This is a genomic window from Corynebacterium sp. 11A (genome assembly GCF_008930935.1).
Classification (GTDB): Bacteria; Actinomycetota; Actinomycetes; order Mycobacteriales; family Mycobacteriaceae; genus Corynebacterium; species Corynebacterium megadyptis.
The window spans coordinates 50,223-75,035 of sequence record NZ_PQMR01000009.1; the positions used below are offsets into that span (position 1 = coordinate 50,223).

Consider the following 24,813-nt stretch of genomic DNA (forward strand, 5'->3'; position numbering starts at 1 on the left):
TCCCACGGGTGTTCCACGCCCGCCTGTCCGGATTGCATTGTGGCCATAAAGGTGTAGTGTCTCAACGTTCGTACTACGTGTTGCACCCCAGTGTGGGAAAGGAGAAGAGCTGTTGCTGCGTCGGACAAAGAGGCTGCCGCGCCAAACCGAGATCTCGGATGCTCGCCGCTATATCGTGATGGCCGCGTTCGCGCTTGGCGCCTTCGGCATCGGCACAACCGAGTTCGCCTCCATGGGTTTGCTGCCGCTGATCGCCACTGACTTCGGTATCAGTGAGGCCAAGGCCGGCACGGTCATCTCCGTCTACGCGCTGGGAGTGATGGTCGGCTCCCCGATGGTGGCGCTGTTTACCGGCTTCATGCCGCGGCGCCGGCTGCTGCTTCTGCTCATGGCGGCGTTTACTATCTCCCACGCGGTCACGGTATTCAGCTCTTCTTATGCGATGCTGCTCATCACCCGCTTCGTCGCGGGCCTGCCGCATGGCGCCTACTTTTCTATCACCGCGCTGGCCGCCGCCTCCATGGCGCCGGCGGGGCAGCGGGGCCGCGCCATCGCCTATGTGGGCATGGGCTTTTCGGTGGCCACGGTGGCCGGCGTGCCCGCAGCTCAGGCTCTGGGCTCGGTCTTTGGCTGGCAGATCGCCTATGCCTTGGTGGCCGCGGTGGGGCTGATTACCCTCATAGCGCTGTGGTTCCTCATGCCGCACATGACCGAGATGCCACCGACCAGCCCCCGCACCGAGCTCGGGGCCCTCGCGAGGGTGCAGATCTGGCTGACGCTGCTGATCGGCACCATTGGCTTCGGCGGTAACTTCGCCGTCTACACCTACATCACTTGGACCATGACGGAGCGGGCGGGGCTGAACCCGCACTGGATGTGGCTGGTGCTCATGGTTTACGGCTTCGGTCAGCTGCTCGGCAATGTCATCGGTGGCCGGCTCAGCGACTGGAACCTCGAAAAGGGCATCATGGGCGCGCTCAGCGCCTCGGCTATTCTCATGACGCTGTTCTATCTCGCCTCGCAGAATGTGTGGCTGGCCGTTCCAGTGTTCGTGCTGATCGGTACCGCTGCCAGCGCGCTGGTGCCCATCCTGCAGATCCGCCTCATGGATAATGCTGGCGAGGCGCAGATGCTGGCGGCCTCGCTCAACCACACCGCGCTCAACACCGCTAACGCCCTTGGCGCGGCACTGGGCGGCGTGGTGATCGGTGCTGGGTTCTCCTATGCCGCCCCCGCGCTGGCCGGTGCAGGACTGGCGGTCTTGGGTGTGTGCACCTGGGCGCTGGCCTATCGCCTGAAGCGGGCGGAAGACGCCAGGATGGCGTCGACAAGCGAGCAGCGCTAAAAGCGCGGCAGGGCAAAGGGGCGCATATCGATGCCCGGATCGCGGCCGGCGACGAGCGCGCTAACGATCTCGCCGGTGACCGGGCCGAGGGTGAGCCCGTGCATATTGTGCCCAGCGGCGACGATGATGTTCGGCTGCGCGCGCACTGGGCTGATATAGGGAAGTCCGGTGGGGGTCATCGGGCGCGGGCCCGTCCATTCCCGCGAGATCGGGGCCGTGTCCAGACCAGTGATAAAGTGCGCGGCCTGTTCGCGCAGAAAAACCATGCGGTAGCGCTCGAAACGCTCCACACGGAAACCGAAATCCATCAGCCCCACCACCCGGGCGCTGCCGCTCATCGGCACGATCAGCGTTTTGCGATGCAGCCCCATGACGAGGCTGCGCGGAAGCGGATCCATATCCACATGGAAGCTATAGCCGGTGCCTGGGGTGACGGCGGAGAAGCGCAGCCCCGGAATGCCGCGGAGCTGCCGGTTCAGCCAAGCGCCGGTGGAGACGACCGCCTTATCGAAGCCGATGGTCTCCACCCCGTGGCCGGTGCGGACGGTGGCGTGGGTGGGCTCGAGGGAGAGCAGCTCGGTGTGCGGGAGGACCGTCGCCCCCATCTCGGTGAGGGCGGTGTGCAACTCCGTGCAGAAGAGATCCGGATCGATATAGCGCTCGGTGGGGATGCGATAGCCGGCAGTGATCTCCTCGCCCAGGAGCGGTTCCTCCAGCTCGGCGCGGCTAAGAATCGGGCCGGGCTCCTCCAAACCGAGATGTCGGGCGCGCGCGACCTGGGCATCGCGGAAGAGACGTAGCGCCGCGGGGTCGGAGTGCACATTGAGATAGCCCCAGCCGCCGCCAGCGAGGGAGATACCATCGCGGTGAAAAGAGTCATAGGCGGCCATCGCCTGGCGCACCAGCTGATCCAGCGCCGCCGTATTGCGCTGCAGCCGCGACGCTGTGCAGTTGCGCAGGAACTGCAGGCCAAATACTGCCAGCCGCGGCAGCGCCAACGGGGCGATGGTGAAGTAGTGGCGCTGCGAGATCACGCCCTCGGCCAGCTGGCTGAGCAGCGCCGGCTCGGGCATGGGCAGCGCCTGCAACGGGGTGATCTCCCCAGCATTGCCGCGGGCCGCGCCGGAGCCTATCCGGCCCCTATCGATGAGGGTGACCGCATGGCCCGCACGAGCCAGACTAAAGGCGGTACACAGCCCCACCAGCCCCGCTCCTGCGACGAGAACCTGCTGCGTTGCCATGGTGAACCACCTTTCTGTGTGAGGATTTTGAGTGTGAAACTAATGCTACCGGCGGGGTTGGGGAGATGGCCACGATAGAATTGCGGGCTATGGCTATCACGATTTCTTCTGTCAACGTCAATGGCATCCGCGCCGCGGTGAAGCAGCGCTCCGAGGACAACCGTGGCATGCTCGCTTGGCTCGAGACCGCCGGGGTGGATGTGGTGCTCATGCAGGAGGTGCGCGCCGACGACACCCAGGCCCGCGCCGCCCTGGCCCCAGCCCTCGACTCGGGCTGGCACCTCGCCACCGCGCCGGCCGCCGCTAAGGGTCGCGCCGGGGTGGGGATTCTTTCCCGCTATGAGCTGGGTGATGTGGAGATCGGCATTCCCGGTTTCGAGGACTCGGGCCGCTTCATCGCTGCCACGCTTATCGACGCTCCCCTGGAGTCGCTGCGCGTGGCCTCGCTCTATCTGCCCTCCGGCTCGGCTGATACCGAGAAACAGGATGAGAAATACGCCTTCCTCGATTCCTTCGGGCCCCTGCTAGAGGAGCTGGCCACAGCCCACCCCGACATGGTGATCGGCGGCGACTGGAATATCTGCCACCGCTCCCAGGATTTGAAGAATGACAAAGCCAATAAGAAGAAGTCCGGTTTCTTGCCGGATGAGCGGGCCTTTATGGACTCGGTATTTGGCACCTTCCCCGATGGGGCGAGCCAGGTGGAGGCCCACGGCAGCTTCGCAGGCGCGGTGAACTATTCCGCGGCGGCGCCGCTGCGGCAGCCGGCCACCGATCCCGCGTGGTTCGATGTGGCCCGCCGCCTCGAAGGCGATGTGGACGGCCCCTATACGTGGTGGACCTACCGCGGTAAGGCCTTCGACACCGATGCCGGGTGGCGCATTGACTATCAGGCGGCCACCGCCGCCATGCTGCAGCGCGCCGAGCGCTGCTGGGTGGACAAGGCCGATGCCTATAATCTGCGGTGGTCCGATCACTCGCCGCTGAATGTGCGCTACGCGGTCTAGTGGTGTGAGGGGAGCGCCGAGAAGCCTAAGAGGGGCCTAAGAGGAGCCGAGTGCAGGCGGGGCGTGAGCGGGGGTTGTAGGATTATTAAACTATGGAAAACTCTCGCTCGACCACCCCACGACCAGAGAAGAAGCAACGCGTCCTATCCGGCATTCAGCCCACCGCAGATTCCTATCACCTCGGTAACTACCTCGGTGCTCTGAAGCAGTGGATTGATCTGCAGGATTCCTATGACGCCTTCTACTTCATCCCTGATCTGCACGCCATTACTGTTGAGCAGAATCCGAAGGAACTGCGCGAGCGCACTATTAAGGGCGTCGCACAGCTGTTGGCGCTGGGCATTGACCCAGAAAAGTCCACCCTCTTCGTGCAATCGCATGTGCCTGCCCACGCCGAGCTGAGCTGGGTGCTCACCTGCCTCACCGGCTTCGGTGAGGCTTCCCGCATGACCCAGTTCAAGGACAAGTCCGCCAAGCAGGGCCAAGACCGCACCAGCGCCGGTCTGTTTACCTATCCCATGCTCATGGCCGCCGATATCCTGCTCTATCGCCCCCAGCTGGTGCCGGTAGGCGAGGATCAGCGCCAGCACCTCGAGCTCACCCGCACCCTCGCGGAGCGCTTTAACTCCAAGTACAAGAAGACCTTCGTAGTGCCGGAGAGCTTTATTCCCGAGGGCGCGGCCAAGATCTACGACCTGCAGGAGCCCACCTCGAAGATGAGCAAGTCCGGCTCCAACCCCAAGGGCCTGATCAACCTGCTCGACGAGCCGAAGGTCTCTGCCAAGCGGATTAAGTCCGCTGTCACGGACAATGACGGAGAGATTCGTTATGACCGCGAGGCCAAGCCGGGTGTGTCCAACCTGCTCGTGATTCAGTCGGCATTGACCGGCACCAGTATCGAGGATCTGGTGAACGGCTATGCTGGACAGGGCTATGGCGCGCTCAAGACGGATACGGCCGCCGCGCTGGAGGAGTTCACTACCCCGCTCAAACAGCGTTTCGATAGTTTCTTGGCTGATCGCGGCGAGCTGGAAAATATCTTGGCCAAGGGAGCCAATAAGGCTTCCGAGATCGCTGAATCCACCTTGGACGATGTCTACGAGCGGGTGGGCTTTTTGGCAGGACAGCGCCGCTAAGCGAGACGCATAAAAGAGACTGAGGAGACACCATCTATGGCGGCACGCACTACCGCTAATCCCGCACACACCGACGTGCACGGCATCGAGCGCACCAACGACGACAACGTCGGCGCCCTCGCCGCGTTTCGCGCCAAGCACGCGTGGTTCGATCACATCATGCGCATGCAGGAACGCTATTCCTCCATGGGGGGCAACCAATACGCCGCCGGCATTACCTACTTTTCGGTGCTGTCGATTTTCCCCATTCTCATGCTGCTCTTTGCCGCCCTCGGCTTCGTGCTTGCCGGCAACCCGCAGCTTCTCAATGATGTGAACGAGCGCATCACCGAGTCGGTGGACGGCTCCATGTCCGAGACTCTCACCGAAATCCTAAACACCGCCGTGAAACAGCGCGGCTCGGTGGCGGGAATCGGTGCCCTCACGGCCCTGTGGTCCGGTCTGGGCTGGATGCATAACCTGCGCTATGGCGTGTCCAAGATGTGGAAGCTCAACCCGGTGGGTGGCAACTTCCTAGTGAATAAGCTCCGCGACTTCGTCGGCCTGATCATCCTGCTGCTGGCCTTGGTAGTCGCTTTCGGTGTGACCGCCGTGGGCGCCTCGGGGCTGACCGTCACGCTGTTGGAACGCGTGGGCTTGAGCGGTGTTCCCGGCATCAGCTACATCACCTATGTGGTGGCCGTGGTCGTCGGTGTGCTGTCGAACTACCTCGTGTTCTTCTGGTTAGTGAAGTTCATGCCGCGCACCACAACCCCGTTGAAATCCTGCGCCAAGGCCGCCCTTGTGGGCGCAATTGGATTCGAAATCCTGAAGCAATTCGGTTCCTTGTTCTTCTCCAATGCGCTGTCTAACCCGGCCGGCGCCACCTTCGGGCCGATCATCGGTGTGATGGCCCTGCTCTACTTCGTCTGGCGTATCCTGCTGTATTCCTCCGCGTGGGCGGCTACCACCGAGGAATCTTTGGCGCTGGTGGACTATGACGTGCCAGAGCCGGCCGTGATCCGCGTGCGCCGCGAAGTGCGCACTCAAAGCGCGGTATCCTCGACCGCCGCTATTGTCGGCGCGGGTGCTGTGGCTGGCGGCCTGCTTGCCGCGATCTTCGGCGGCAAATAGACTCTCAGCCTCTCGGGCCTCGTTCACCCAGCGTGGACGGGGCCCTGTTCTCTGCGATGGGCGGACTGTGCTGTTTCTCAGTCTTTGCTAAGCTGCCAGTGGTCTGCTCAGCGAGACGGATGGAGAGCACACCCAGGTGGCCGCATTAACCTCACCGAATCCCGCGGCGGAGGATGAATTCGGCATTGAACGCGCCGATTCCGTCCCGCCGCGGTTGTGGGCTGCGCGCCGAGCCGCGTGGCCGTGGTTCGATCACGCCACGCGCATGATCGATCGCTATATCCGCTGCGGCGGCTGGCAGTATGGTGCCGCCATCACCTACTTCTCAGTGATGTCCATCGTCCCGCTGCTCATGCTCGTCTTTGCCGCCGCCGGCTTCGTGCTCAATAGCCAGCCGCGGCTGATCGACGGCATCGATAGCTTCCTCCGCGAATACTTAGGCGGCGACGCCGCTGCTCCCTTCATGTCCCTCATCATGGAGGCCATGGACCAGCGCAGCATGGTGCTGGGGCTGGGTGCTTTTACGGCGGTGTGGACGGGCACGAACTGGATGGTGAACCTGCGCTTCGGCACCAGCGCGGTGTGGCTGGCGGATGCCCGCGGCCCCAATTTCTTCATCTCCAAGCTGCGCGATCTAGTGGAACTCATCGGCCTCATGGTGGTGCTGCTCATCGCCTTTAGTGTCACCACCGTGCAGACGAGTGCGGTGGCTGACCGAATTGTCGCCTATCTCGGATTGACCCATGTGCCTGGCGTGGGCGTGGGATTGAGCCTAGCCGCGTTGGCCGTGGCGGTGCTGGCGAATATCATCGCCTTGGCGTGGATTATGAAGGCCGTGCCCACCGTGGCTGTGCCGTGGTCGCTGGTATGGCAGCCGGCCCTCGTAGGAGCGGTGATTCTAGAGCTTTTCAAACGCGCCGCCAGCGCCATCGCCATCTTTTTCTTCAACTATCCGGCGGGGGTGGTCTTCGGCCCCGTGATCGCGCTCATGGTGCTGCTGTTTATCGTCTGGCAGATCGTGCTGCTGTGCACCGCGTGGTCGGCCACCAGCGATGGCGCCCGCGAATTCGTGGAGCTTGAGGTGCCCCAACCCGCCGTGCTGCACATGATGGGGGTGCGTGCCCGCCGCGCCCCAGTCGCCACCGTGTTCGCACTCCTGTGCGTCAGCGCCGCGGCAGCGGCCGTGAGTGTCCGGCGGCTGCGCTACTCTAGAATTGACGACCGTGCCAAAGGAGAACGCTAGTGAATTACCAGCACATTATGGCCGAGCCAGTGGTGGACATTTACCGTTTGCTGGACCTCGATCATGACCCGGATCGAGCCCTTGTGCGGCTGTGCATCATCGACGCTGAACTAGAGCTTGCTGGGCTGGCGGAAGAACAATCGCCGCGGCGCGAGGTGCGCATTCTCATGGAAATCATGAATGATGCCGACACACAGCAGGAATATGACGAGAAGGCACTCGGCCAGCCGTGTAGCTGGAATGAGCTCGACACCCTCGCCAAGATCGGCGAGCTACCCGATGATCTCGGCACCCGTACCCACTTCGGGGCGCAGGCAGCGATGCCGCAGCAGGCTGGGCCGAGAGTAACCACAGCCGGCCACGGTTGGGTGCCGGGAATGCCGGATATGTCTTCCCCCACCTATGGGGTCGCGCCACAGAACCTGCAGCAGCCTGTCGCCGCGCAGGGATATAGCACCGGCGCCCCCAGTGAGCGCCGGCCAGGAGAGGGAACACGCTTTATCTTAGGCGTCGGCGACTGGTTTGTAGCCCAGTTGTGTGCGCAGGCGATACAAGGAGTCTTTGGCTATTCCGACTCGGAAGTCCTGGTGAGTGTCCTCGTTGCCCTCGTGGTCATGCTGGTCTATGTGTGCGGCTCTGAAACTCTCTTCGGAGGTACCCCGATGAAACTCGCCGCCGGATACCGCACGAAGGATGTGCGCACCGGCGAGAACCTCTCGCTTGAGCAGTCGTTGAAGCGCTCCTGGTGGAAGTTCTTCGCCGCCGCCCCAGGCGGCGAGGTGGTATCGATCGTCGCTGGCGCCTACTACAAACACACCATCTCCGAGCAGCGGGGATATGTGGGTAAGCACGACGAGCTCGTTCACGGCGAGGTCGTGCGCAAGCGCTTTGTCGAGGAAAATTAGCGCCGCTGGCGCAGGCGCACACGCCCGCGGCGCCGCCGAGAACGCACCCCAGCCACGCCGACGACCCCGGCGAGAACCAAGCCGAGGATAAACGCCGCCACCAAGGCCACATCCGCACCCCGCGATGGGGAAGCAGGTTCCGGCTCCACCGCGGTGACGTCTTCGCTAGCAGCGCGGGTGGCTGAGGGGGTGTTTGCCTCTGCCGAGCTCACCTCGGCCAGCGCGGCCACCGTACCGGCCGCTTCCGCAGAGGGTGGGGTAGCGGCGGCGGCGTCGATGAGATCATCCGCCATTTGCCAAGCGCGCTTTGTCGGGGTGGTGGTGGCATCCAAGATCACCGCGGCGATGCGGCGTCCATTGACCTCGCGCGCGCCCACGAAGGTGTGGTTGGCATCATCGGTATAGCCGGTCTTGCCGCCGAGGGAGTCCTCATGCTTGGACAGCAGCTGATTATCGTTCCACACCTCGAATCCTTCGTAGTCGCCCCAGCCGGGAAAGCCTATAGAGCGAGTGCGCACGATCTCCGCGAATACTGGATTGGCCCACGCCTGCTTATAAATGAGCGCCAAATCAAAGGCGGTGGTGGACATGCCTGGGCCATCCAGACCGCTGTAGGTGGCGACGCGCGTATTGCGTGCCCCCAACTGCTGGGCGAGGGCATTGACCTTCTCGAGTGCCACGCGATCGCCGCCGAGCTCCTGGGCAAGGGCGTGGGCGGCATCGTTGCCGCTGGCCATGAGGAGGCCGCTGATGAGCTGCCGGTTGGTGTACACCCCATCGGGGCCGATACCCACCGCCGAGCCCTCGATACCGGCCGATTCCGCCGAGACGGTCACCGTCTTATCCAGATCGAGATTCGTGATGCTCACCAGCGCCAGCAAGGCTTTAATCACCGAGGCCGGGCGGTAGCGTCCGTGCGGGTCCTTCGCGGCACTCACCTCGCCGGAATCAAGATCGAACACGATCCAGCTCGAGGCGGTATTGCCCTGGGGCACGGTGAAGCCCTCGGCGGTGATGACACCGCACTCGTTGAGCTTCGGCCCGCCGGCATTGATGGCGGGCACCGGCAGCGGCGCTGGGGAGCCCTGCCCCGGTTTCGGTTCCTCCGAGGTATCCACCGGGGGCGGTGGGGTAGTGGCGTGCGGGCAATGATCCGTATTCGGCGAGGTGGTCCGCTGCATCGTCTCTGAAGTGGAGGGGGTGGTTTCCTCCTGTGCCCAGGACACGGGCACGCCGGTGGTGCATAAAGAGAGCGCTAGAAGACAGGCGGGGAGGCGTCGATAAGCGCGGGAAAAATGTTCAGCCATGATAGGCCGATAGTCTATTGCACTAGGCCACCCACGAGGTAGGAGGCGGCGACGCTGGTGTCACTTTAGAATGTGACCATGATCAACCCCACGTCCTCTCCTCTTCCTCCGCCGCCGCGCGAGATCGTGCAGCAGCTGCCGAAAGTATCCCTTCACGATCACCTCGATGGCGGTTTAAGCCCCGACCTCATGGTGAGTCTCGCTGCAGAGCAGGGCTATGATCTGCCGGAACCCACACCGGAGGCGCTCGCGCAATGGTTTGAACAGAAGGCCAATGCGGGCAGTCTCGCGGGCTATCTCGAGTGTTTTGAACACACCGTGGCCCTGATGCAAGACGCTTCCTCCATCACCGCTGTGGCCAAGGACGCCGTGTTTCAGCTGGCCGCAGACAATTGCGTGTACGCGGAGCTGCGCTTCGCGCCTGAGCTGCACACACATAGGGGCCTGAGTATGCAGGAGGTGGTGGACGCCGCCATCACCGGAATCAAGACGGCCACCGTCATGCTCGATGAATGCGGAGTGAGCATTGTGGTGCGGCTGATCCTCTGCGGTATGCGCCAGCAAAACAACGTGCTGGAGGTGGCGCAGCTGGCCGTGGATAACTACCGTCCGGGCTCGGTCGAAGGCATGGTGGTGGGCTTCGATCTTGCCGGCCCAGAGGAGGGTTTTCCGGCGTCGCGCTTCCGCGAGGCCTTCAAGCTGCTGCGTCGTCACTTTGTGCCTGTGACCATTCACGCCGGCGAGGCCGCGGGGGTGGATTCCATCCGCGAGGCCTTGGAGCTCGGAGCGCGTCGTATCGGCCACGGAGTGCGGCTGATGGATGTGCTGCCGGGGGATGAGGAACTCACCACCGATCCCGTCGCGCGCTATATCTACGACAACGAGATTTGCCTAGAGCTATGCCCCCACTCGAACTACCAGACGGGCGCGGTCGCCCACGGCCACGTGCATCCCTTCGCCGAACTATTCAGCCGAGGCTTCGCCTGCGCCATCAATACCGATAACCGGCTGGTCTCGGGTGTCACCCAGACCGATGAGATGATGTATCTGGTCGAGGAGTGTGGTCTGAGCTTCGAGGATTTGCGCGATATCACCCTTATCTCCATGGAGGCGGCCTTCATACAGCGGGAGGTACGCGATGTGATCCTCGCGGACTATATCGATCCGCGCATGAACGAGGCGCGGGAGGCCTATGCCGCATTTCTCGCCACCGCTGGCGCCTCAGTTGATGCGGAGCTGTCCAGTGCTGCGGATCTATTGGACTACGACACCGCCCGCGTTGTGCATGGCGAGGCCGGCGAGTCAAGCGAGGAGGGCGTCTTGCCCGTGGCCACGGTGGATCCTGAGGAGGGGCGCTGCTACGGCGAGGGCGAGACCATGCCGCTGTTGGTGGTGGAACAGCTCAGGGTCACTCCCTTCTGGGGTGATATGAATCAGGAGCTGGACGGGCTATCCCCAGAACGGGTCGAGGATATTGAGAAACGCGTCGATATGCTGGCGCGCACCTATCTTGTGACGCACCACGTGGCGCTGGACGGGGCGCACCGCGCGCGGCTGTGGCTGCTGCTACGCGATAGCCTCACCATGCTCGATGAGCTCTCCCACGTGGCGGGCCGCCCCATCAAAGCCGTGCACGATATCCTGCCGATCTTTCGCCCCGAGGCCGAGGATGAGCGCAGCCGCTATGGCGGCTACCAGGTGGATGCCAGCGAACTCGCCGCGCTCATCGGGGAGGACGAGGAAGGCGGAGCCGCCGCCAGCGATGAAGCGGACATGGATGAGCCCACCGTGTCGGAGCCGCCGCAAGGTGTGCATTCCTGGGCGAGTCATGTCGATCACGATGGGCAGATTGGGTGGCGCCGCGTCTAGGGCACGAGGGACGCGAGCGCTGGTGTCACGGGGCTAGAACTTGCTGAAGCGCTGGGTGAGGGTCTCGGTGAGGGCCTTCCAGCCTTCGGCTTCCTTGCTAAAGGGCGCATCCGGCACATAGTTCGAGGCGCCGCCGAGCATATAGGAGATGTAGTCCTGCAGGCTGGGACGGGCCAGCAGGATGGAGTTGAGCGAGTCATCGGCGGCCCAGTCGGCGGCATCCGCCAGCAGCTCGTAGGCGCGGCGCATCTGCTCGGTATCCACTTCCTTGGGGCCCTTACGGATATCATCCTCAAGCCCGGTGAAGGAATAGGAGTTGTCCTCGTGCACGGTGACATCGAGGGTGCCGCCATTGACCTCCGTCATCACGGTCTCCCAAGTGGAGAGCTTGGCAAGGTCGTGATCGCCGTGTTCAGCCAGCCAGCGGGGCATGGTTTTGCGGTTATTGAAGGTGAAGATCTCGCCGTACTTACCCAAGAACACGGGCCGGCCTTCCACATAGGTGCGCAACGTATACAGGGTGCGGCCTTCAATGCTGATCTTCACCGGATCGATACCGGCGGCAGCCCACACGGTGCTGTCATAGGGATCAGCGGCCTCGGCCTCTTCCTTGCGCTTGGCCTCAGCGGCGGCCTTTTCTTCCGCAATGCGCTCCTGGGAGGCGGCGATGGCGGTCTCAGCCTCGGACACGGCGGCGTCATCGACCTCGGGGGTGAACACGTGGCCGTCGAGGGCGTCCACCACATCATTCCAGCTGTTGAGCACCACGCGGCCCACGCCGGTCCATTCCTCTGCGCCCTGTTCGCCGATGTAATGATCCGAGCCGCGCTCCAGATTGTCCAGCACAGAATGGCCGGAGAAGAAGGACGTCACCGTCACATCGGCGAGGACCTCGCCCAGCGAGCGCGCCACCCGCAGGGCGCGGGCAGTGCCCGATACGGCGTTGTGGCTGGGGCGCTCGGCGAGTAGCGCGGGCACACCCACCACATCGGCGTAGCCGGAATCCTCCGGCACCACGCGGGCCTCCGGCTTGGATTGGAAATTCGACCAGCGCGGGTGATTCGACAGATCGTGGTGGGGATGGGCCGAGATATAGGCGAGGAGCTCGGCGGGGGAGTGGAAGAAGAAGACATTGTCATCATCACCCAAAAACGCCTGCCAGACGCTGCCGTGTTCGCGGTAAGCCGGCGCCCACAGGGTGTAGAAGTCCCCTTCTGTGAGCGCAATCTTTATAGGAATAATCGTCTGTTGTGCCTCGGAGGAGGAAGAAGTCATGCGCTAAAGCCTAGTCGAGCCTTAGGAGGTGGGGCGATAGAACCCTAGAAACCCCATCCCCATGTTGGTGGTGCGCACCGGATTCTTCTGCACCGGGTCGCCGGCCTCGATCATCATGCCCTCACCGGCATACATGGCCACATGCCCATCCCACACCACGAGATCGCCCGGCTGCAGCTCATCGGCTCCCACCTGTCGGCCTACCGCCTGCTCGTGTGCCATCCGCGGCAGCTCCACGCCGGCCTGGGCATAGGACCACTGCACCAGCCCGGAGCAGTCAAAACCATTCGGGGTGGTGCCGCCCCACACGTAGGGTGTGCCCAGCTGGGATTCGGCGGCCGCCACAGCACGCGCTCCCGCGGTGCTTGTCGACGCCGTCCTGCTGCCCGCACCACCCGCCGCAGAGTCGGGCGCTTGGTCCAGATTGAGCGGGCCGCGCTGCCCGATGTGATCCAGCTGGGCGGTGGGTTCCTCCAGTTCGGCTTCGAGCTGCTGCGTGCGCTGCCCCGCCGCCGCGAGGGTGGCCGGTGAGAGAGCGGCGAGGGCCTGAACGGCAGCGAATTGCTGTGCCGGGTGGGGGCTGAGCGTCTGGGGTGCAAGCCGTGTGATTTCTGAGAGATAGTGCTGGGCTAGCTGCACGAGATCGGTGCTGGCGCGGGCAATGATCGGCCGCGCGATAGCCATGATCTGCTGCAGCTCCCCTTTTTCCGCCTCTAGGGCGCTGGCGGCGTGAGTGAGGCGGTGGGCCTCGGCGCCGAACATGGGAGCAAGACGCTGGGCGGCGGAGACGTCCGTCACCCCGCCGAACTCGCGGGGCAGAGCAGGACTGGGCAGTAGAGCGGCGAGCTGATTGAGTACCTGAAACATCAGCCTTAGACCTGCCTGTTCAGTGTTGCGGCGAGCTCGGCGTCGACAAGCTCAATAGACCGAAGATGGCCGGCTGTGTCCTGGGCGCGCTGTTCGCAGCAGCGGGCGAGCTGCTGGCTGCGCTGCCCAGTGGCGGCCGTGGCGCGGGCGAGGGCGGCGGCGAAGCGCTCCATCCCGGGTGTCGGGGCCAGCGCCGGTGGTGCTGCTGGGGTGGTGGTGGCTGCCGCGGCGAGGAGATCGCGCAGCAATGAGCGGGCATAGCTGGGGATGCACATGAGGTCAGTCATGCTCATCTAGACGTTGCGTGCACCCGTGATGGTTCCCCTCGTCGGAGACAAGGGGCACTGTTCTATTCTGGAACGTATGGAGACCAAGGTTATTGACCACCCGCTCGTCGCAGCCCGACTGACCATCATGCGGGATAAGCGCAGCAACAACGCCACCTTCCGCGCCGCGCTCCGCGATCTCGGAGCAATGCTCATCTACGAAGCCTGCCGCGACGTGCCGGTAGAAACCTTCGACTGCCACACCCCGGTGGCCGTGGCCGAGGGGGTGCGCCTAGAAAACCCGCCGATCATCGTGCCCGTCATCCGCGCCGGGCTGGGCATGATTGACCCCGCCCTGTCCATGATCCCCGACGCCCAGGTGGGCTTCATCGGCTTGGCCCGCGATGAACAGACCCACGAGCCGGTGCCCTATCTGGAGGCGCTGCCCGAGGATCTCACCGACCAGCCGGTGTTCGTGGTGGATCCCATGCTCGCCACCGGTGGTTCGCTGCTGCACGCCATCCGGCTGCTGCACGCCCGCGGCGCCACCGACATCACCGCCGTGTGCATGGTATCGGCGCAGCCTGGGGTGCAGGCGCTCGCTGATTCTGGCCTGCCCGTGCGGCTCGTCACTGCCACCATCGATCCCGAGCTGAACGAGGACGCCTATATCGTGCCTGGTTTGGGTGATGCCGGCGATCGCCTCTACGGTCCGCGCAATATCGACCTGTAAATACCCGCCCACCCCATGGTGGTGCTCCTCACTCTCGAGGGGTTTGCACACCATGGTGTGCAGACTCTGCCCGCTTGCGTAGGCAGAGTCTTTTTGATGGCTGATGACGATAACGTGATTTACTGGCCGAGCTATGCTGTGGCGCTCGGCCAGCGGGTGCGCACGTTGCGCGCCATGCGCGATATCAGCCAAGAACGCCTCGCCGAGCTCGCCGGGGTGCACCGCAACGCGGTGGTCGGGCTCGAACGTGGAGTCTCCTCCCGAAATAGCAGCGCCAATCCGCAGCTCGCCACCGTTTATCGCATCGCGCGTGCCCTCCACGTGCCTATCGCGGTGCTGCTTCCCGACGCCACCACTCCGCCCCGCCGGCTCTGCCGAGCCGCGGAGGCCCTACCCAGCGAGGTGGATGTGGTGTGGCCTCGCGAACCCGAGGACGTGCTGCCTTTCGATGGCTCGCACGTGATCATTGACGGCGATGATCCCCGCTTCGTCGATGAATTCCATCCGCTTTATGTCCTTCGGCAGCAGGCGCGGCGAAAGATCAAGACGCGAGAGGATGCCGAGCAGGCGCAGTCAGCGGCGCTGGGCGTGGGAGAGACCGCCGCAGAGACTGCGGATACCGCGGATACCGTCGAGCTAGAGACGTCCGAGTAACTCCCGCAGCTCGCCGACGATGCGGGTGAGCAGCGCCTCCGAGTGCTCCGCCGAGTCGGTCCCAGAGACGTGGATATAGATCTTGGCTTTGCTCTCCGTTCCGGAGGTACGAGCCAGAATGCGCACACGCCCGGCCTCGCCGCTACCGCTCCAGCCAATGATTTGATCGTCGAGTAGCGGCAGTGGGCCAAGGGGAATGCCGGCCAGTTCCTGCGGCGGCGCGGCGGCGGCCTCCTCCAGCAGGGTCTGCGGATCGGAGGTGCGGATGATTACTTTGCGGCTGGCATAGTAGCCATGGCGCTTGTGCAGCGTCATCAGCTCCTGCTCGAGGGAGGAGCCGTGCATGTTCAGCTCGGCCGCCCAGGCGCAGGTAATCAGCGCCGTGGCCAGTCCATCCTTGTCCGGCACGCGCGCCGGATCGACACAAAAACCTTGGGCTTCCTCATAGGCAAAGGCGAGCTGGCCGGGGCGATCATCCGCGGTTTGGGTCATGTTCTTAAAACCGGTTGCGGATTCCTGATAGTCCCAGCCCCGCGCGGCCGCTAGGGACTTCAAGAGGTGCGAGGACACTCTGGTGGTGGCCACGACTGGGGCCGGCGCATCCGCATGCGCGTCGGAGACCAACCGGGTAGCCAGCAGCGGCCCCAGCTCGTCCGCGCTGAGCATGCGGTGGGTGCCGGCGGCGGTTTTGATACCGATGCCGCAGCGATCCCCGTCCGGGTCGAGGGCAATGATGAGGTCGGCGTTGTGGTGGGCAGCGAGCTCCAGCACCTGCTCGACCGCGCTGGGTTCCTCCGGATCGGGGAAGGCGAGGGTGGGGAAGGTGGGATCTGGATGCTGCTGGCTCAGCACCGGATAGCACAGTGCGAACCCTGCGGCTTGCAGGCATTGGTGTAGAACGCGGCCGGTCACCCCATGCATCGCGGTGTAGACCACCGTCAGCCCGGCGCGCTCGGTGGCCACACGCAGCCGATCATCCGCGCCGGGATCCACCAGATCTACCACATAGTCCACATAGCGGCGCAGTTGATCGTGGGTGGGGCGCACATGTACCCGCGGGATCTCGGGTGCTGGCGGCATATCCTCCATCAGGGCGGTGATCTCTGCCGCCCTATCGGTGGAGAGTAGCCTCCCGTCGCGGGTGTAGAGCTTGCAGCCATTGTCCACCGCCGGATTGTGGGAGGCGGTGATCTGGATGCCGCCATCGAAGCAACGAGTGTGTATTAAGAACGGGATCAGCGGCGTGGGGGTGGGCTGGGGTAGCAGTGTCACTTCGAAGCCGGCCCCAGCGCATACTTCGGCGGCGGCCTGGGCGAAGGCGGATGAGCCATAGCGGGTGTCCCAGCCGACCACCACGCGAATGGGAGCGTCGGTGGCGTGGAGCAGCCGGCCGATCCCGGGTTCTTCGGAGGGGGAGTCGCCCGCGAAACGGCTGGGCGGGGTGGTGCGCTGCGTGGTGTGGCTGGGCAGCCACGCGGCGAAGGCTGCGGCCAAGCGGGTGATGAGAGTGATGTTCATCTGCCGTGGTCCTGGCCCGACGGGAGCGCGGAAGCCGGTGGTGCCATAGACCAAAGGGGCAGCGGGGTGTGGTTCGGAGGGGCGGGATTCCACGACTGACTATCCTTTAGCTGCTTGCGGGAGGGGTCCTGTGTTGAGCCTAGCGTTATTACCCCACGTTCTGGTACGGCAAAGCCGCTAGTGTGTAATGGAAGAAGAGTTCAAGGATTGTTTGTTGCCGCGAGGAGGGACGGAGTCGCGTGAGCGATGTGTGGAGTCATGTACAGGGCTGGATCGAGGAGCACCATGATGTGGTGCTTAGCTGGCGCCGTCATCTCCACAGCCACCCGGAGTTATCGCACCGCGAGTACGAGACCACCGACTTCCTCGAGCAGGTGCTGCGCTCCTATGGATTAGAGCCGGTGCGTTTTCCCGATACGGGGCTGCGGGTGGATCTCGGCCCCGATACCGGGGAGAAGCTGGCCTTCCGCGCCGATATCGATGCCCTGCCCATTACCGAGATCACGGGCCTTGATTTCGCCTCCGAGAAGCAGGGCTATATGCACGCCTGCGGCCACGATGTGCACACCACCATCGCCTTGGCCACAGCCTGCGCATTAAGCAGCTTCGATCTCGACCTCGGGGTGCGCTTCATTTTCCAGCCCGCCGAGGAGGTACTGGAAGGCGGCGCCCCAGAGGTGATCTCCTATGGTGCCCTCGAGGGAGTGGGCAGTATCTACGCGCTGCACGTGGAACCGAAACTAAAGGTGGGCAAGGTGGGGGTGCGCACTGGAGCGATCACCTCAGCGGCAGATAGCCTCACCATCACGGTCTCCGGCCACGGCGGGCACTCGGCGCGCCCGCACCTGACCGAGGATGTGGTCTACGCCTTGGGCGCGCTCGTCACCCAGCTGCCGGGACTATTGTCTCGCCGCGTGGATCCGCGCTCCGGTACGGTGCTGGCCTTCGGTTCGGTCAAGGCGGGTTTTGCCGCTAATGCTCTGCCCCAGCACGGGGTGCTCTTGGGCACGGTGCGCACCGCTGATATTCGGGTCTGGCGCATGATGCAGCCGCTCATGGAGGAGCTTATTCAGCAGGTGGTTGCGCCCACCGGCTGCGAGGCGCAGGTGCGCTATGTGCGCGGGGTGCCGCCCGTGGTTAACGATGATGTGGCTACGGCGATGCTTGCCGACGCCGCCACGAGCGTCGATCCGCACGCCGTGGTGGAAGCTCCCCAATCCTCCGGTGGCGAGGATTTCTCGTGGTATCTCGAGCACGTGCCTGGCTCCATGGCGCGGTTGGGCTGCTGGAGTGGCACCGGCGCCCCCGGGGATTTGCACCAAGGCGACCTAGTGGTGGACGAGCGCGCCATCTCGGTGGGCATTCGTCTCTTCGCCGCGATCCTGAACCGCTACCTCGCCACCGATACTGGGGCCGGTAACCCTGAGATTCCTTAAGGTTTCGTTAGACTGAAGCCACCCATAGTTTCACAATCGTCTGCACGGAGGAATCTTGTCTAAGCGCATTGTCATTATCGGCGGCGGCCCCGCCGGCTACGAAGCCGCTCTCGCCGGCACCAAATACGGTGCCGAGATCACGCTCATCGAGGATCAAGGAGCCGGCGGCTCCGCGGTGCTCTTCGACTGTGTGCCATCGAAGTCCTTTATCTCCACCACCAGCGTCAAAACGGACCTGCGCCGTGCCGATGACATGAAGCTGGTGGATACCGGCGATACCGTGCTCTTTTCTCTCGGCGCCGCCAATAAGCGTGTGCTGGACCTTGCGAAGGCACAGTCCCATGACATCCGCACCCAGCTCGAGCGCGCTGGGGTGCGCGTGATCAACGGTCGCGCCGAGTTTGACGATAGCACCCTCAAGCAGGCCACCCACTTTGTGAAGGTGCACACTGCCGAGGGGGAGAACGAGGTGATCGAGAGCGACCTCGTGCTCATCGCTACCGGCGCCTCACCGCGCGTGCTGCCCGGTGCCGTGCCGGATGGAGAACGCATCCTGGACTGGCGCCAAATCTATGATCTGAAAGAACTCCCGGAGCATCTCATCGTGGTCGGTTCCGGTGTGACTGGCGCTGAGTTCGTCTCCGCCTTCGCCGAGATGGGCGTGCAGGTGACGATGGTGGCCTCCCGCGATCGCATCCTGCCCCACGATGATGCCGATGCCGCCGATACCCTCGAGGACGTGCTCGCGGAGCGTGGCGTGGCGCTGGAAAAGCATGCCCGCGTGGATAGCGTGACCAACACCGGCGAGGGCGTCATCGTGCGTACCTCTGATGGACGTGAAATCGAGGGATCGCACGCCTTGATGACCGTCGGCTCCGTACCCAATACCAAAGACCTCGGCTTGGACCGCATCGGGGTTGAGGTGGCTCGCTCCGGCCACATCATGGTCGATCGCGTCTCCCGTACCTCCGTCACGGGCATTTATGCCGCTGGCGACTGCACCGACCTCTTCCCGCTGGCCTCTGTGGCGGCCATGCAGGGGCGCATCGCCATGTACCACGCCCTTGGCGAGGGCGTGAACCCGATTCGCTTGAAGACGGTCGCCAGCGCGGTGTTCACCCGGCCTGAGATTGCCGCGGTGGGCATCACCCAAGCGCAGCTCGAGTCCGGCGAGGTGGCCGCCCGCCAAATCAAGCTGCCGCTCTCGACCAACCCGCGTGCCAAGATGCGCGCCCTGCGCTACGGCTTTGTCAAGATTTTCTGCCGTAAGAACTCCGGCCTCGTCATCGGTGGCGTGGTGGTGGCCCCCACCGCCTCCGAGTTGATCTTGCCCATCGCGCTCGCCGTGAATCACAACCTCACGGTGTCCGATCTGGCCGATACCTTCTCCGTGTATCCGACGCTGTCTGGCTCTATCACCGAGGCTGCCCGCCAGTTGGTGCAGCACGACGATCTGGAGTAACGCACACGCACGCCTTCTTCAGCCCCGAGATACGCAGCGTATCTCGGGGCTCGATGCATTCTGGGATAGCTGCGGCGGCCTTAGGCGTAAGGGAAACGGGCGGACTGGGAGAGGTCAATCTCCACGGTTGAGCGGGCATAGGGAAAGGCCCGCTGAGTGCATTCGGGCCGTGAGCAGCTGCGGCAGCCAGGGCCGATAGGGGTGGCCGCGTCAGGGGAGAGATTCAACCCGTGGGAGTACACCAAGCGATCCGCGTGGGTGATATCGCAGCCTAGGCCGATGGCGAACTGGGCGGGGTGGTGGCTAAAGCTCGTCGACCGGCGCGTAATTGTGCGTGCCACCCACAGGTAGGTGCGGCCATCCGGCATGGCCGCTACTTGGCGCACGATGGTCTCGGGGGTATCGAAGGCGCGATGGATGATCCAGAGCGGGCAACTGCCGCCACTGTGGGAAAAGTGGAAAGACGTGGCGGATTGCCGCTTCGAAATATTGCCTGCTCTATCCGTGCGAATGAAGAAGAAGGGCACCCCGTGCGCACCAGGGCGTTGCAGGGTAGATAAGCGGTGGCAGGTGGCCTCGAAGGAAGTGCCAAAACGGACCCCGAGGGCCTCGATGTCATAGTTCAACTGCTCGGCCTGCGCGAGGAACTCTCCATAGGGCAGGGTCACGGCAGAGGCGAAATACTGGGCCAAGCCAAGTCGCGCCACGTCGCGGGTGCTGTCCGGCAGTGTGTCAGCGATGCGGTCAAAGAGTGGGGCCATCACGATCAGCCCATATTGCAGGGCCATTTCGAAACAGAGCTGCGCATCGGAGAGATCACTGCGAAGGCGTAATTCCCGATGGGCGCTGAGCTGCCGCTTGGGGCCCACGTGATGATGATTGAAACGGACGCTGATCCCTGTATCTTCGGCGAGGCGTTTGGCCAAGTTCATGCTCCGAAGCGAGCCAGATCCGAGACCCGCAGCGAGAGATTCGGCCTCCTCCTCGATAGCGGGGAAGTGATTGTGGTGGGCATAAAAGAGATCACGGACAGTTTCGTACGGGTTAGAGCCGCTGCCTTTCTCATCTCTCGGGGTGCGCAGCAGCGCAGCTGTGAACTCCGGATGGTGGGTGGCGATCTCGTAGAGCTCATCATCGCTCACCGCGATGTCTGGGGCATGCGCGATCCGCTCTTTGAGCCCGTCGATATGGCGATAGGCGCTGTCCGTGGAGAAGTAGTCCACACCAACCGAGAAGTGCTGTGCCAAGGAGATCAGCAGCGGCGCCGTGAGGGGGCGTTTGTCGTTTTCTATTTGGTTGAGATAGCTGGTGGAGATGCCGAGCAGCCGCGCCATCTGCGCCTGGGTGAGATGGCGGGCGGATCGGAGCGCCCGAATTCGTACCCCCGCAAAAAGTTTATCCATGACTACCTGCCTTGCTATGTGTGCACCTAGCAGTGGATTTTACAGAGTTTACAAAAGCTTCGAGGTAAGTCTGCAAAAGTATTCACTATTTACTGTGACCTGAAAAACATTTTTAGCTCTAGCGTTAGCGGTACCCCATACGGCACGACCCCTCAGGGAGAAGTGACATGAAGATCCATGATGTGCGGACCTACCGCTCCGCTGAAGAGTTTCCGCGAAAAGAGCATCTCGCGGCCAAGATCGCGGCACTCGCCACGGACCCCGTGGCTGTTGATGCAGATGTTGAGGAGATGATCATCAACCGCATCATCGACAATGCAGCCGTGAGCGCAGCCTCTGTGGCCCGCCGCCCGGTGACCGTGGCTCGCCGCCAAGCCGAGGCGCATGCCGTCACCACCGGCGGCGCCCAAGTATTCGGCATCCCCGGCTCCTATAGCGCCGAGTGGGCCGCGTGGGCCAATGGCGTGGCGGTGCGCGAGCTCGATTTCCACGACACCTTCCTTGCCGCCGAGTATTCCCATCCTGGCGATAATATTCCCGCCCTCGTTGCTGTAGCCCAGCACACGGGCCGCTCGGGCGCGGAGCTCATTGCTGGTATTGCCACCGCCTATGAGGTGCAGGTGGACCTCGTCAAAGGCATCTGCCTGCATGAGCACAAGATCGATCACGTTGCCCACCTTGGCCCTTCTGTTGCTGCTGGCCTCGGCACGCTGCTCGGCTTGGACGAGGACACCATCTACCAGGCGATCGGGCAGGCCCTGCACACCACCACGGCCACCCGCCAATCGCGCAAGGGGCTCATCTCCTCCTGGAAGGCCTTCGCACCGGCCTTCGCCGGCAAGATGGCCGTCGAAGCGGTGGATCGGGCGATGCGCGGCGAGGGTGCCCCGGCCCCCATTTGGGAGGGCGAAGATGGCGTTATCGCTTGGCTGCTCTCCGGGCCGAAGCACACCTACCACGTGCCGCTGCCGGAGAAGGGCGAGCCGAAGCGGGCCATCCTCGATACCTTCACCAAGGAGCACTCCGCGGAGTATCAGTCCCAGGCGCCCATTGATCTTGCGCGCCGGATGCGCGAGCGCATCGCTGACCTCTCCCAGATCGAGTCCATTGTGCTGCACACCAGCCATCACACCCACTACGTGATCGGCTCTGGCGCGAATGACCCGCAAAAGTTCGACCCCGATGCCTCTCGAGAAACCCTCGATCATTCGATCATGTACATCTTCGCCGTGGCCTTGGAGGACGGCGATTGGCACCACGAGCGCTCCTATGCGCCCGAGCGCGCCCACCGCCCAGAAACCATCGAGCTGTGGCACAAGATCTCCACGGTGGAAGACCCCGAGTGGACCCGCCGCTATCACTCCACCGATCCCACGGAGAAGGCCTTCGGCGCCCGCGCCGTGATCACGCTGCAAAACGGCGAGGTGATCGAGGATGAGATCGCCGTTGCGGATGCACACCCCCTTGGTGCACGTCCCTTCGCTCGAGAGAACTACATTCAGAAATTCACCACTCTGGCAGAGGGCGTCGTCGATAAGCAGGAGCAGGAGCGCTTCCTTGACGCTGTGCAGAACTGTGCCGATCTGTCGGGCGCGGAGTTGAATCAGCTCAATCTCCAGGTTCGCGAGGACGTGTTGGCAGAGGCGCCGCACACCGGGAAGGGGCTGTTCTAGATGAACGAGCGACTGTTCGCCCCTGCGGCCACTGCCCGCGATATACGCGCCAGCTTCGCGCGCTCCTTGCGCAGCGGCGAATTGCAGCGACTGCCCGGCGCATTCTCGCCACTGGTCGCTCGGGCTATCGAGGACGCCGGGTTCGATGGCGTCTACGTCTCCGGCGCCGTCGTCGCCGCCGATCTCGCGCTACCCGATATCGGCCTGACCACCCTCAGCGAGGTGGCTGCCCGCTCGCGGCAGATTGCTCGGAGCACATCCTTGCCGGTGCTTGTCGACGCCGACACCGGTTTCGGTGAACCCATGTCCGCGGCCCGCACCATCGCTGAGCTGGAAAGCGCCGGAGTCGCCGGCTGCCACCTCGAAGATCAGGTCAATCCCAAGCGCTGTGGCCATCTCGATGGCAAAGAGGTGGTGCCCACCGAGCTCATGGTTCGCCGCATCACGGCGGCGGTGAATGAACGCGCCGATCCGAACTTCATCATCTGTGCCCGCACCGATGCAGCAGGCGTGGAAGGAATCGACGCCGCCATCGACCGAGCGCGCGCCTATGCGGATGCGGGAGCCGACATGATCTTCAGTGAGGCCCTCACCACGCCACAGGACTTTGAGGCCTTCCGTGCCGCCGTCGATATCCCGCTGTTGGCGAATATGACAGAGTTCGGCAAAACCCAGCTGCTCACCGCCCAGCAGCTGCAGGACATCGGCTATAACGCTGTGATCTATCCCGTGACCACGCTGCGTATCGCCATGGGTCAGGTAGAAGACGCCCTCCAGGAGCTCGCAGTGACTGGCACCCAAGAGGGGTGGCTGGAGCGAATGCAGCATCGTTCCCGGCTCTATGAGCTCCTGCGCTACGCCGAGTACAACGCCTTCGATCAAGAAATCTTCACCTACACGAACCCAGAAAGTGGGGCAAAACAATGACTCAGGACACAACAATTCGCAAGGGCCTCGCTGGGGTGGTGGTGGACTACACCGCCGTGTCCAAGGTGGTGCCGGAGACGAACTCTCTGACCTACCGCGGCTACCCCGTCCAGGAACTCGCTCGTTACTGCACCTTCGAGGAGGTGGCCTACCTGCTGTGGAATGGTGAGCTGCCCACCCCTGATGAGCTGCGTCGCTTCTCCATCCGCGAAAAAGCCCTGCGGCATATCGATCGCGGGCTGATCGAATTGGTGAATAAGATGCCCACCACCTGTCACCCCATGGACGTGCTGCGCAGCGCTGTCAGCTATATCGGCTCCCAAGATCCTGAGGCCTATACCAAGGACTCCGATCACATCCGCCGGACCTCGCTGGAGCTCATGGCCAAGCTGCCTACCGTGATTGCCCTGGATATTCGCCGCCGCCGCGGCGAAGGCTATATTGAGCCCTCCACGCGCAAGGGCTTCGCGGAGAATTTCCTGCACATGGTGTTCGGTGATGCTGAGGGATCCCCAGCCAATGATCGCGCCGATATTGAGGCCTTTGATAAGTCGCTCATTCTCTACGCGGAGCACTCCTTCAACGCCTCGACCTTCACGGCACGCGTGATCACCTCCACCATGTCTGATACCTACTCGGCCGTCACTGGCGCCATCGGTGCCCTCAAGGGGCCGCTGCACGGCGGCGCTAATGAAGCCGTCATGCACACCATGTTGCAGATCGGCGACCCCGCTCGAGCGGAGCAGTGGGTGAAGGATGCCCTGGCCAACAAGGAACTGATCATGGGCTTCGGCCATCGCGTGTACAAGCGCGGCGATTCCCGCGTTCCCACCATGGAGGCGGCGTTTCGGGAGCTCGCCGAGAACCACGATGGCGATACGTGGGTGGAGATGTACGACATCATGGCGCGGACCATGGACGAGGCCACGGGCATCAAACCGAACCTAGACTTTCCCTCTGGGCCGGCCTATCACTTGCTCGGATTCGATGTGGAGTTCTTTACTCCCATCTTCGTGATGGCGCGGATCACCGGGTGGACAGCGCACATCATTGAACAGAATGAGTCCAACTCGCTCATCCGCCCGCTCTCCGCCTACAACGGCGAAGAGCAGCGCAAGGTTCCGGCCCATACGGTCGAATAACACGACTTCCGCACCTCCCTATCGGGGATGCCCCCGAGGAGGGGCGGTAGCGTCTCTCACTCACTCCCAAATCCACAGGCATGGTGGGCGCATCACGCAGCCGCGTCGACACGGTGGTTCCTGCACGCACGGGAGATGAAGAAAAAAGCGGCACTCAGGTCTTTAGCGGCAGTCATAACCGAGTTAAAGGCAGGGGTCGCCTAGACTTCACTCTCGCTGATGTGGGCGATGCACCATCGCAGCACACCAGTCGGTGCGGAGGCGTTCGGGCTCTTAGGGTGCGTTCCACAT

The 24,813-nt window shown here is 63.4% G+C and carries 21 protein-coding genes; 14 read left to right on the top strand and 7 right to left on the bottom strand.

Features of this window, described 5'->3' with window-relative positions; all coding sequences use genetic code 11:
• Nucleotides 1-112: 112 nt before the first annotated feature.
• A complete protein-coding gene (locus GBB18_RS07755; protein WP_151641288.1) occupies nt 113-1,345 on the top strand; it encodes an MFS transporter in 1,233 nt (410 codons plus the stop codon).
• On the opposite strand, the gene GBB18_RS07760 is transcribed toward GBB18_RS07755, so the two are convergent.
• Entirely contained in the window at nt 1,342-2,586 is a 1,245-nt protein-coding gene (locus GBB18_RS07760; protein WP_151641289.1) for an FAD-binding oxidoreductase, read from the bottom strand. The genes GBB18_RS07755 and GBB18_RS07760 overlap by 4 nt on opposite strands.
• A 95-nt stretch (nt 2,587-2,681) precedes the next feature.
• Here GBB18_RS07760 and GBB18_RS07765 point away from each other — a divergent pair, with 95 nt between their 5' ends.
• The 5 genes from GBB18_RS07765 to GBB18_RS07785 all read left to right on the top strand — a co-directional run bounded on the left by GBB18_RS07765 (nt 2,682) and on the right by GBB18_RS07785 (nt 7,990).
• Complete coding sequence (locus tag GBB18_RS07765; protein WP_192795978.1) at nt 2,682-3,593, top strand: exodeoxyribonuclease III; 912 nt, start codon at nt 2,682-2,684, stop codon at nt 3,591-3,593.
• A 92-nt stretch (nt 3,594-3,685) separates the two neighbouring features.
• A complete protein-coding gene (gene trpS / locus GBB18_RS07770; RefSeq protein WP_151641291.1) occupies nt 3,686-4,729 on the top strand; it encodes a tryptophan--tRNA ligase in 1,044 nt (347 codons plus the stop codon).
• Between the two features lie 36 nt (nt 4,730-4,765).
• Nucleotides 4,766-5,842 carry an inner membrane protein YhjD gene (gene yhjD, locus GBB18_RS07775; protein ID WP_151641292.1) on the top strand — a complete coding sequence of 359 codons (1,077 nt, stop codon included), beginning with the start codon at nt 4,766-4,768 and terminating at the stop codon, nt 5,840-5,842.
• Between the two features lie 136 nt (nt 5,843-5,978).
• Nucleotides 5,979-7,085, top strand: coding sequence for a YihY/virulence factor BrkB family protein (locus GBB18_RS07780; RefSeq protein ID WP_151641293.1), 1,107 nt, complete (start codon nt 5,979-5,981; stop codon nt 7,083-7,085).
• Complete coding sequence (locus GBB18_RS07785; protein WP_151641294.1) at nt 7,085-7,990, top strand: RDD family protein; 906 nt, start codon at nt 7,085-7,087, stop codon at nt 7,988-7,990. Before GBB18_RS07780 ends, GBB18_RS07785 begins: the two co-directional genes overlap by 1 nt.
• On the opposite strand, the gene GBB18_RS07790 is transcribed toward GBB18_RS07785, so the two are convergent.
• The gene (locus GBB18_RS07790; RefSeq protein WP_151641295.1) at nt 7,987-9,297 is read right to left on the bottom strand and encodes a serine hydrolase; all 1,311 of its coding nucleotides are present in this window, start codon (nt 9,295-9,297) and stop codon (nt 7,987-7,989) included. The two genes, GBB18_RS07785 and GBB18_RS07790, sit on opposite strands and share 4 nt — an antisense overlap.
• A gap of 78 nt (nt 9,298-9,375) precedes the next feature.
• Here GBB18_RS07790 and GBB18_RS07795 point away from each other — a divergent pair, with 78 nt between their 5' ends.
• Entirely contained in the window at nt 9,376-11,166 is a 1,791-nt protein-coding gene (locus GBB18_RS07795; RefSeq protein ID WP_151641296.1) for an adenosine deaminase, read from the top strand.
• A gap of 33 nt (nt 11,167-11,199) precedes the next feature.
• On the opposite strand, the gene GBB18_RS07800 is transcribed toward GBB18_RS07795, so the two are convergent.
• From GBB18_RS07800 to GBB18_RS07810, 3 genes are read right to left on the bottom strand one after another with little or no spacing between them, the layout of a single operon-like run.
• A complete protein-coding gene (locus GBB18_RS07800) occupies nt 11,200-12,441 on the bottom strand; it encodes a hypothetical protein (RefSeq protein WP_151641297.1) in 1,242 nt (413 codons plus the stop codon).
• A 21-nt stretch (nt 12,442-12,462) separates the two neighbouring features.
• Nucleotides 12,463-13,308 (bottom strand): C40 family peptidase, encoded by an 846-nt coding sequence (locus GBB18_RS07805; protein WP_151641298.1) that lies wholly within the window; start codon nt 13,306-13,308, stop codon nt 12,463-12,465.
• 5 nt (nt 13,309-13,313) lie between these two features.
• Nucleotides 13,314-13,595 (bottom strand): hypothetical protein, encoded by a 282-nt coding sequence (locus tag GBB18_RS07810; RefSeq protein ID WP_151641299.1) that lies wholly within the window; start codon nt 13,593-13,595, stop codon nt 13,314-13,316.
• 76 nt (nt 13,596-13,671) lie between these two features.
• On the opposite strand from GBB18_RS07810, the gene upp reads away from it, so the two are divergent.
• Nucleotides 13,672-14,307 (top strand): uracil phosphoribosyltransferase, encoded by a 636-nt coding sequence (gene upp / locus GBB18_RS07815; RefSeq protein WP_151641300.1) that lies wholly within the window; start codon nt 13,672-13,674, stop codon nt 14,305-14,307.
• Between the two features lie 96 nt (nt 14,308-14,403).
• Nucleotides 14,404-14,961 carry a helix-turn-helix domain-containing protein gene (locus GBB18_RS07820; RefSeq protein ID WP_151641301.1) on the top strand — a complete coding sequence of 186 codons (558 nt, stop codon included), beginning with the start codon at nt 14,404-14,406 and terminating at the stop codon, nt 14,959-14,961.
• Here the strand turns inward: GBB18_RS07820 and GBB18_RS07825 are convergent.
• On the bottom strand, nt 14,944-16,479 hold the full coding sequence (locus GBB18_RS07825) for a phospho-sugar mutase (RefSeq protein ID WP_151641325.1): 1,536 nt from the start codon (nt 16,477-16,479) through the stop codon (nt 14,944-14,946). The genes GBB18_RS07820 and GBB18_RS07825 overlap by 18 nt on opposite strands.
• Nucleotides 16,480-16,718: 239 nt before the next feature.
• Between GBB18_RS07825 and GBB18_RS07830 the strand changes: the two genes are divergently transcribed.
• Nucleotides 16,719-17,915: an amidohydrolase gene (locus tag GBB18_RS07830; protein ID WP_151641302.1), complete on the top strand. Its 1,197-nt coding sequence runs from the start codon at nt 16,719-16,721 to the stop codon at nt 17,913-17,915.
• Between the two features lie 55 nt (nt 17,916-17,970).
• Complete coding sequence (locus GBB18_RS07835) at nt 17,971-19,377, top strand: NAD(P)H-quinone dehydrogenase (protein ID WP_151641303.1); 1,407 nt, start codon at nt 17,971-17,973, stop codon at nt 19,375-19,377.
• 80 nt (nt 19,378-19,457) lie between these two features.
• Here GBB18_RS07835 and GBB18_RS07840 read toward each other — a convergent pair whose 3' ends face one another.
• The gene (locus tag GBB18_RS07840; RefSeq protein ID WP_151641304.1) at nt 19,458-20,780 is read right to left on the bottom strand and encodes a short-chain fatty acyl-CoA regulator family protein; all 1,323 of its coding nucleotides are present in this window, start codon (nt 20,778-20,780) and stop codon (nt 19,458-19,460) included.
• Nucleotides 20,781-20,947: 167 nt separating this feature from the next.
• Between GBB18_RS07840 and prpD the strand changes: the two genes are divergently transcribed.
• From prpD to GBB18_RS07855, 3 genes are read left to right on the top strand one after another with little or no spacing between them, the layout of a single operon-like run.
• Entirely contained in the window at nt 20,948-22,453 is a 1,506-nt protein-coding gene (prpD, locus tag GBB18_RS07845; protein WP_151641305.1) for a 2-methylcitrate dehydratase PrpD, read from the top strand.
• Nucleotides 22,454-23,380, top strand: a complete 927-nt coding sequence (prpB, locus tag GBB18_RS07850; protein ID WP_151641306.1) for a methylisocitrate lyase — start codon at nt 22,454-22,456, stop codon at nt 23,378-23,380.
• A complete protein-coding gene (locus GBB18_RS07855; RefSeq protein WP_151641307.1) occupies nt 23,377-24,522 on the top strand; it encodes a bifunctional 2-methylcitrate synthase/citrate synthase in 1,146 nt (381 codons plus the stop codon). Before prpB ends, GBB18_RS07855 begins: the two co-directional genes overlap by 4 nt.
• Nucleotides 24,523-24,813: the final 291 nt, after the last annotated feature.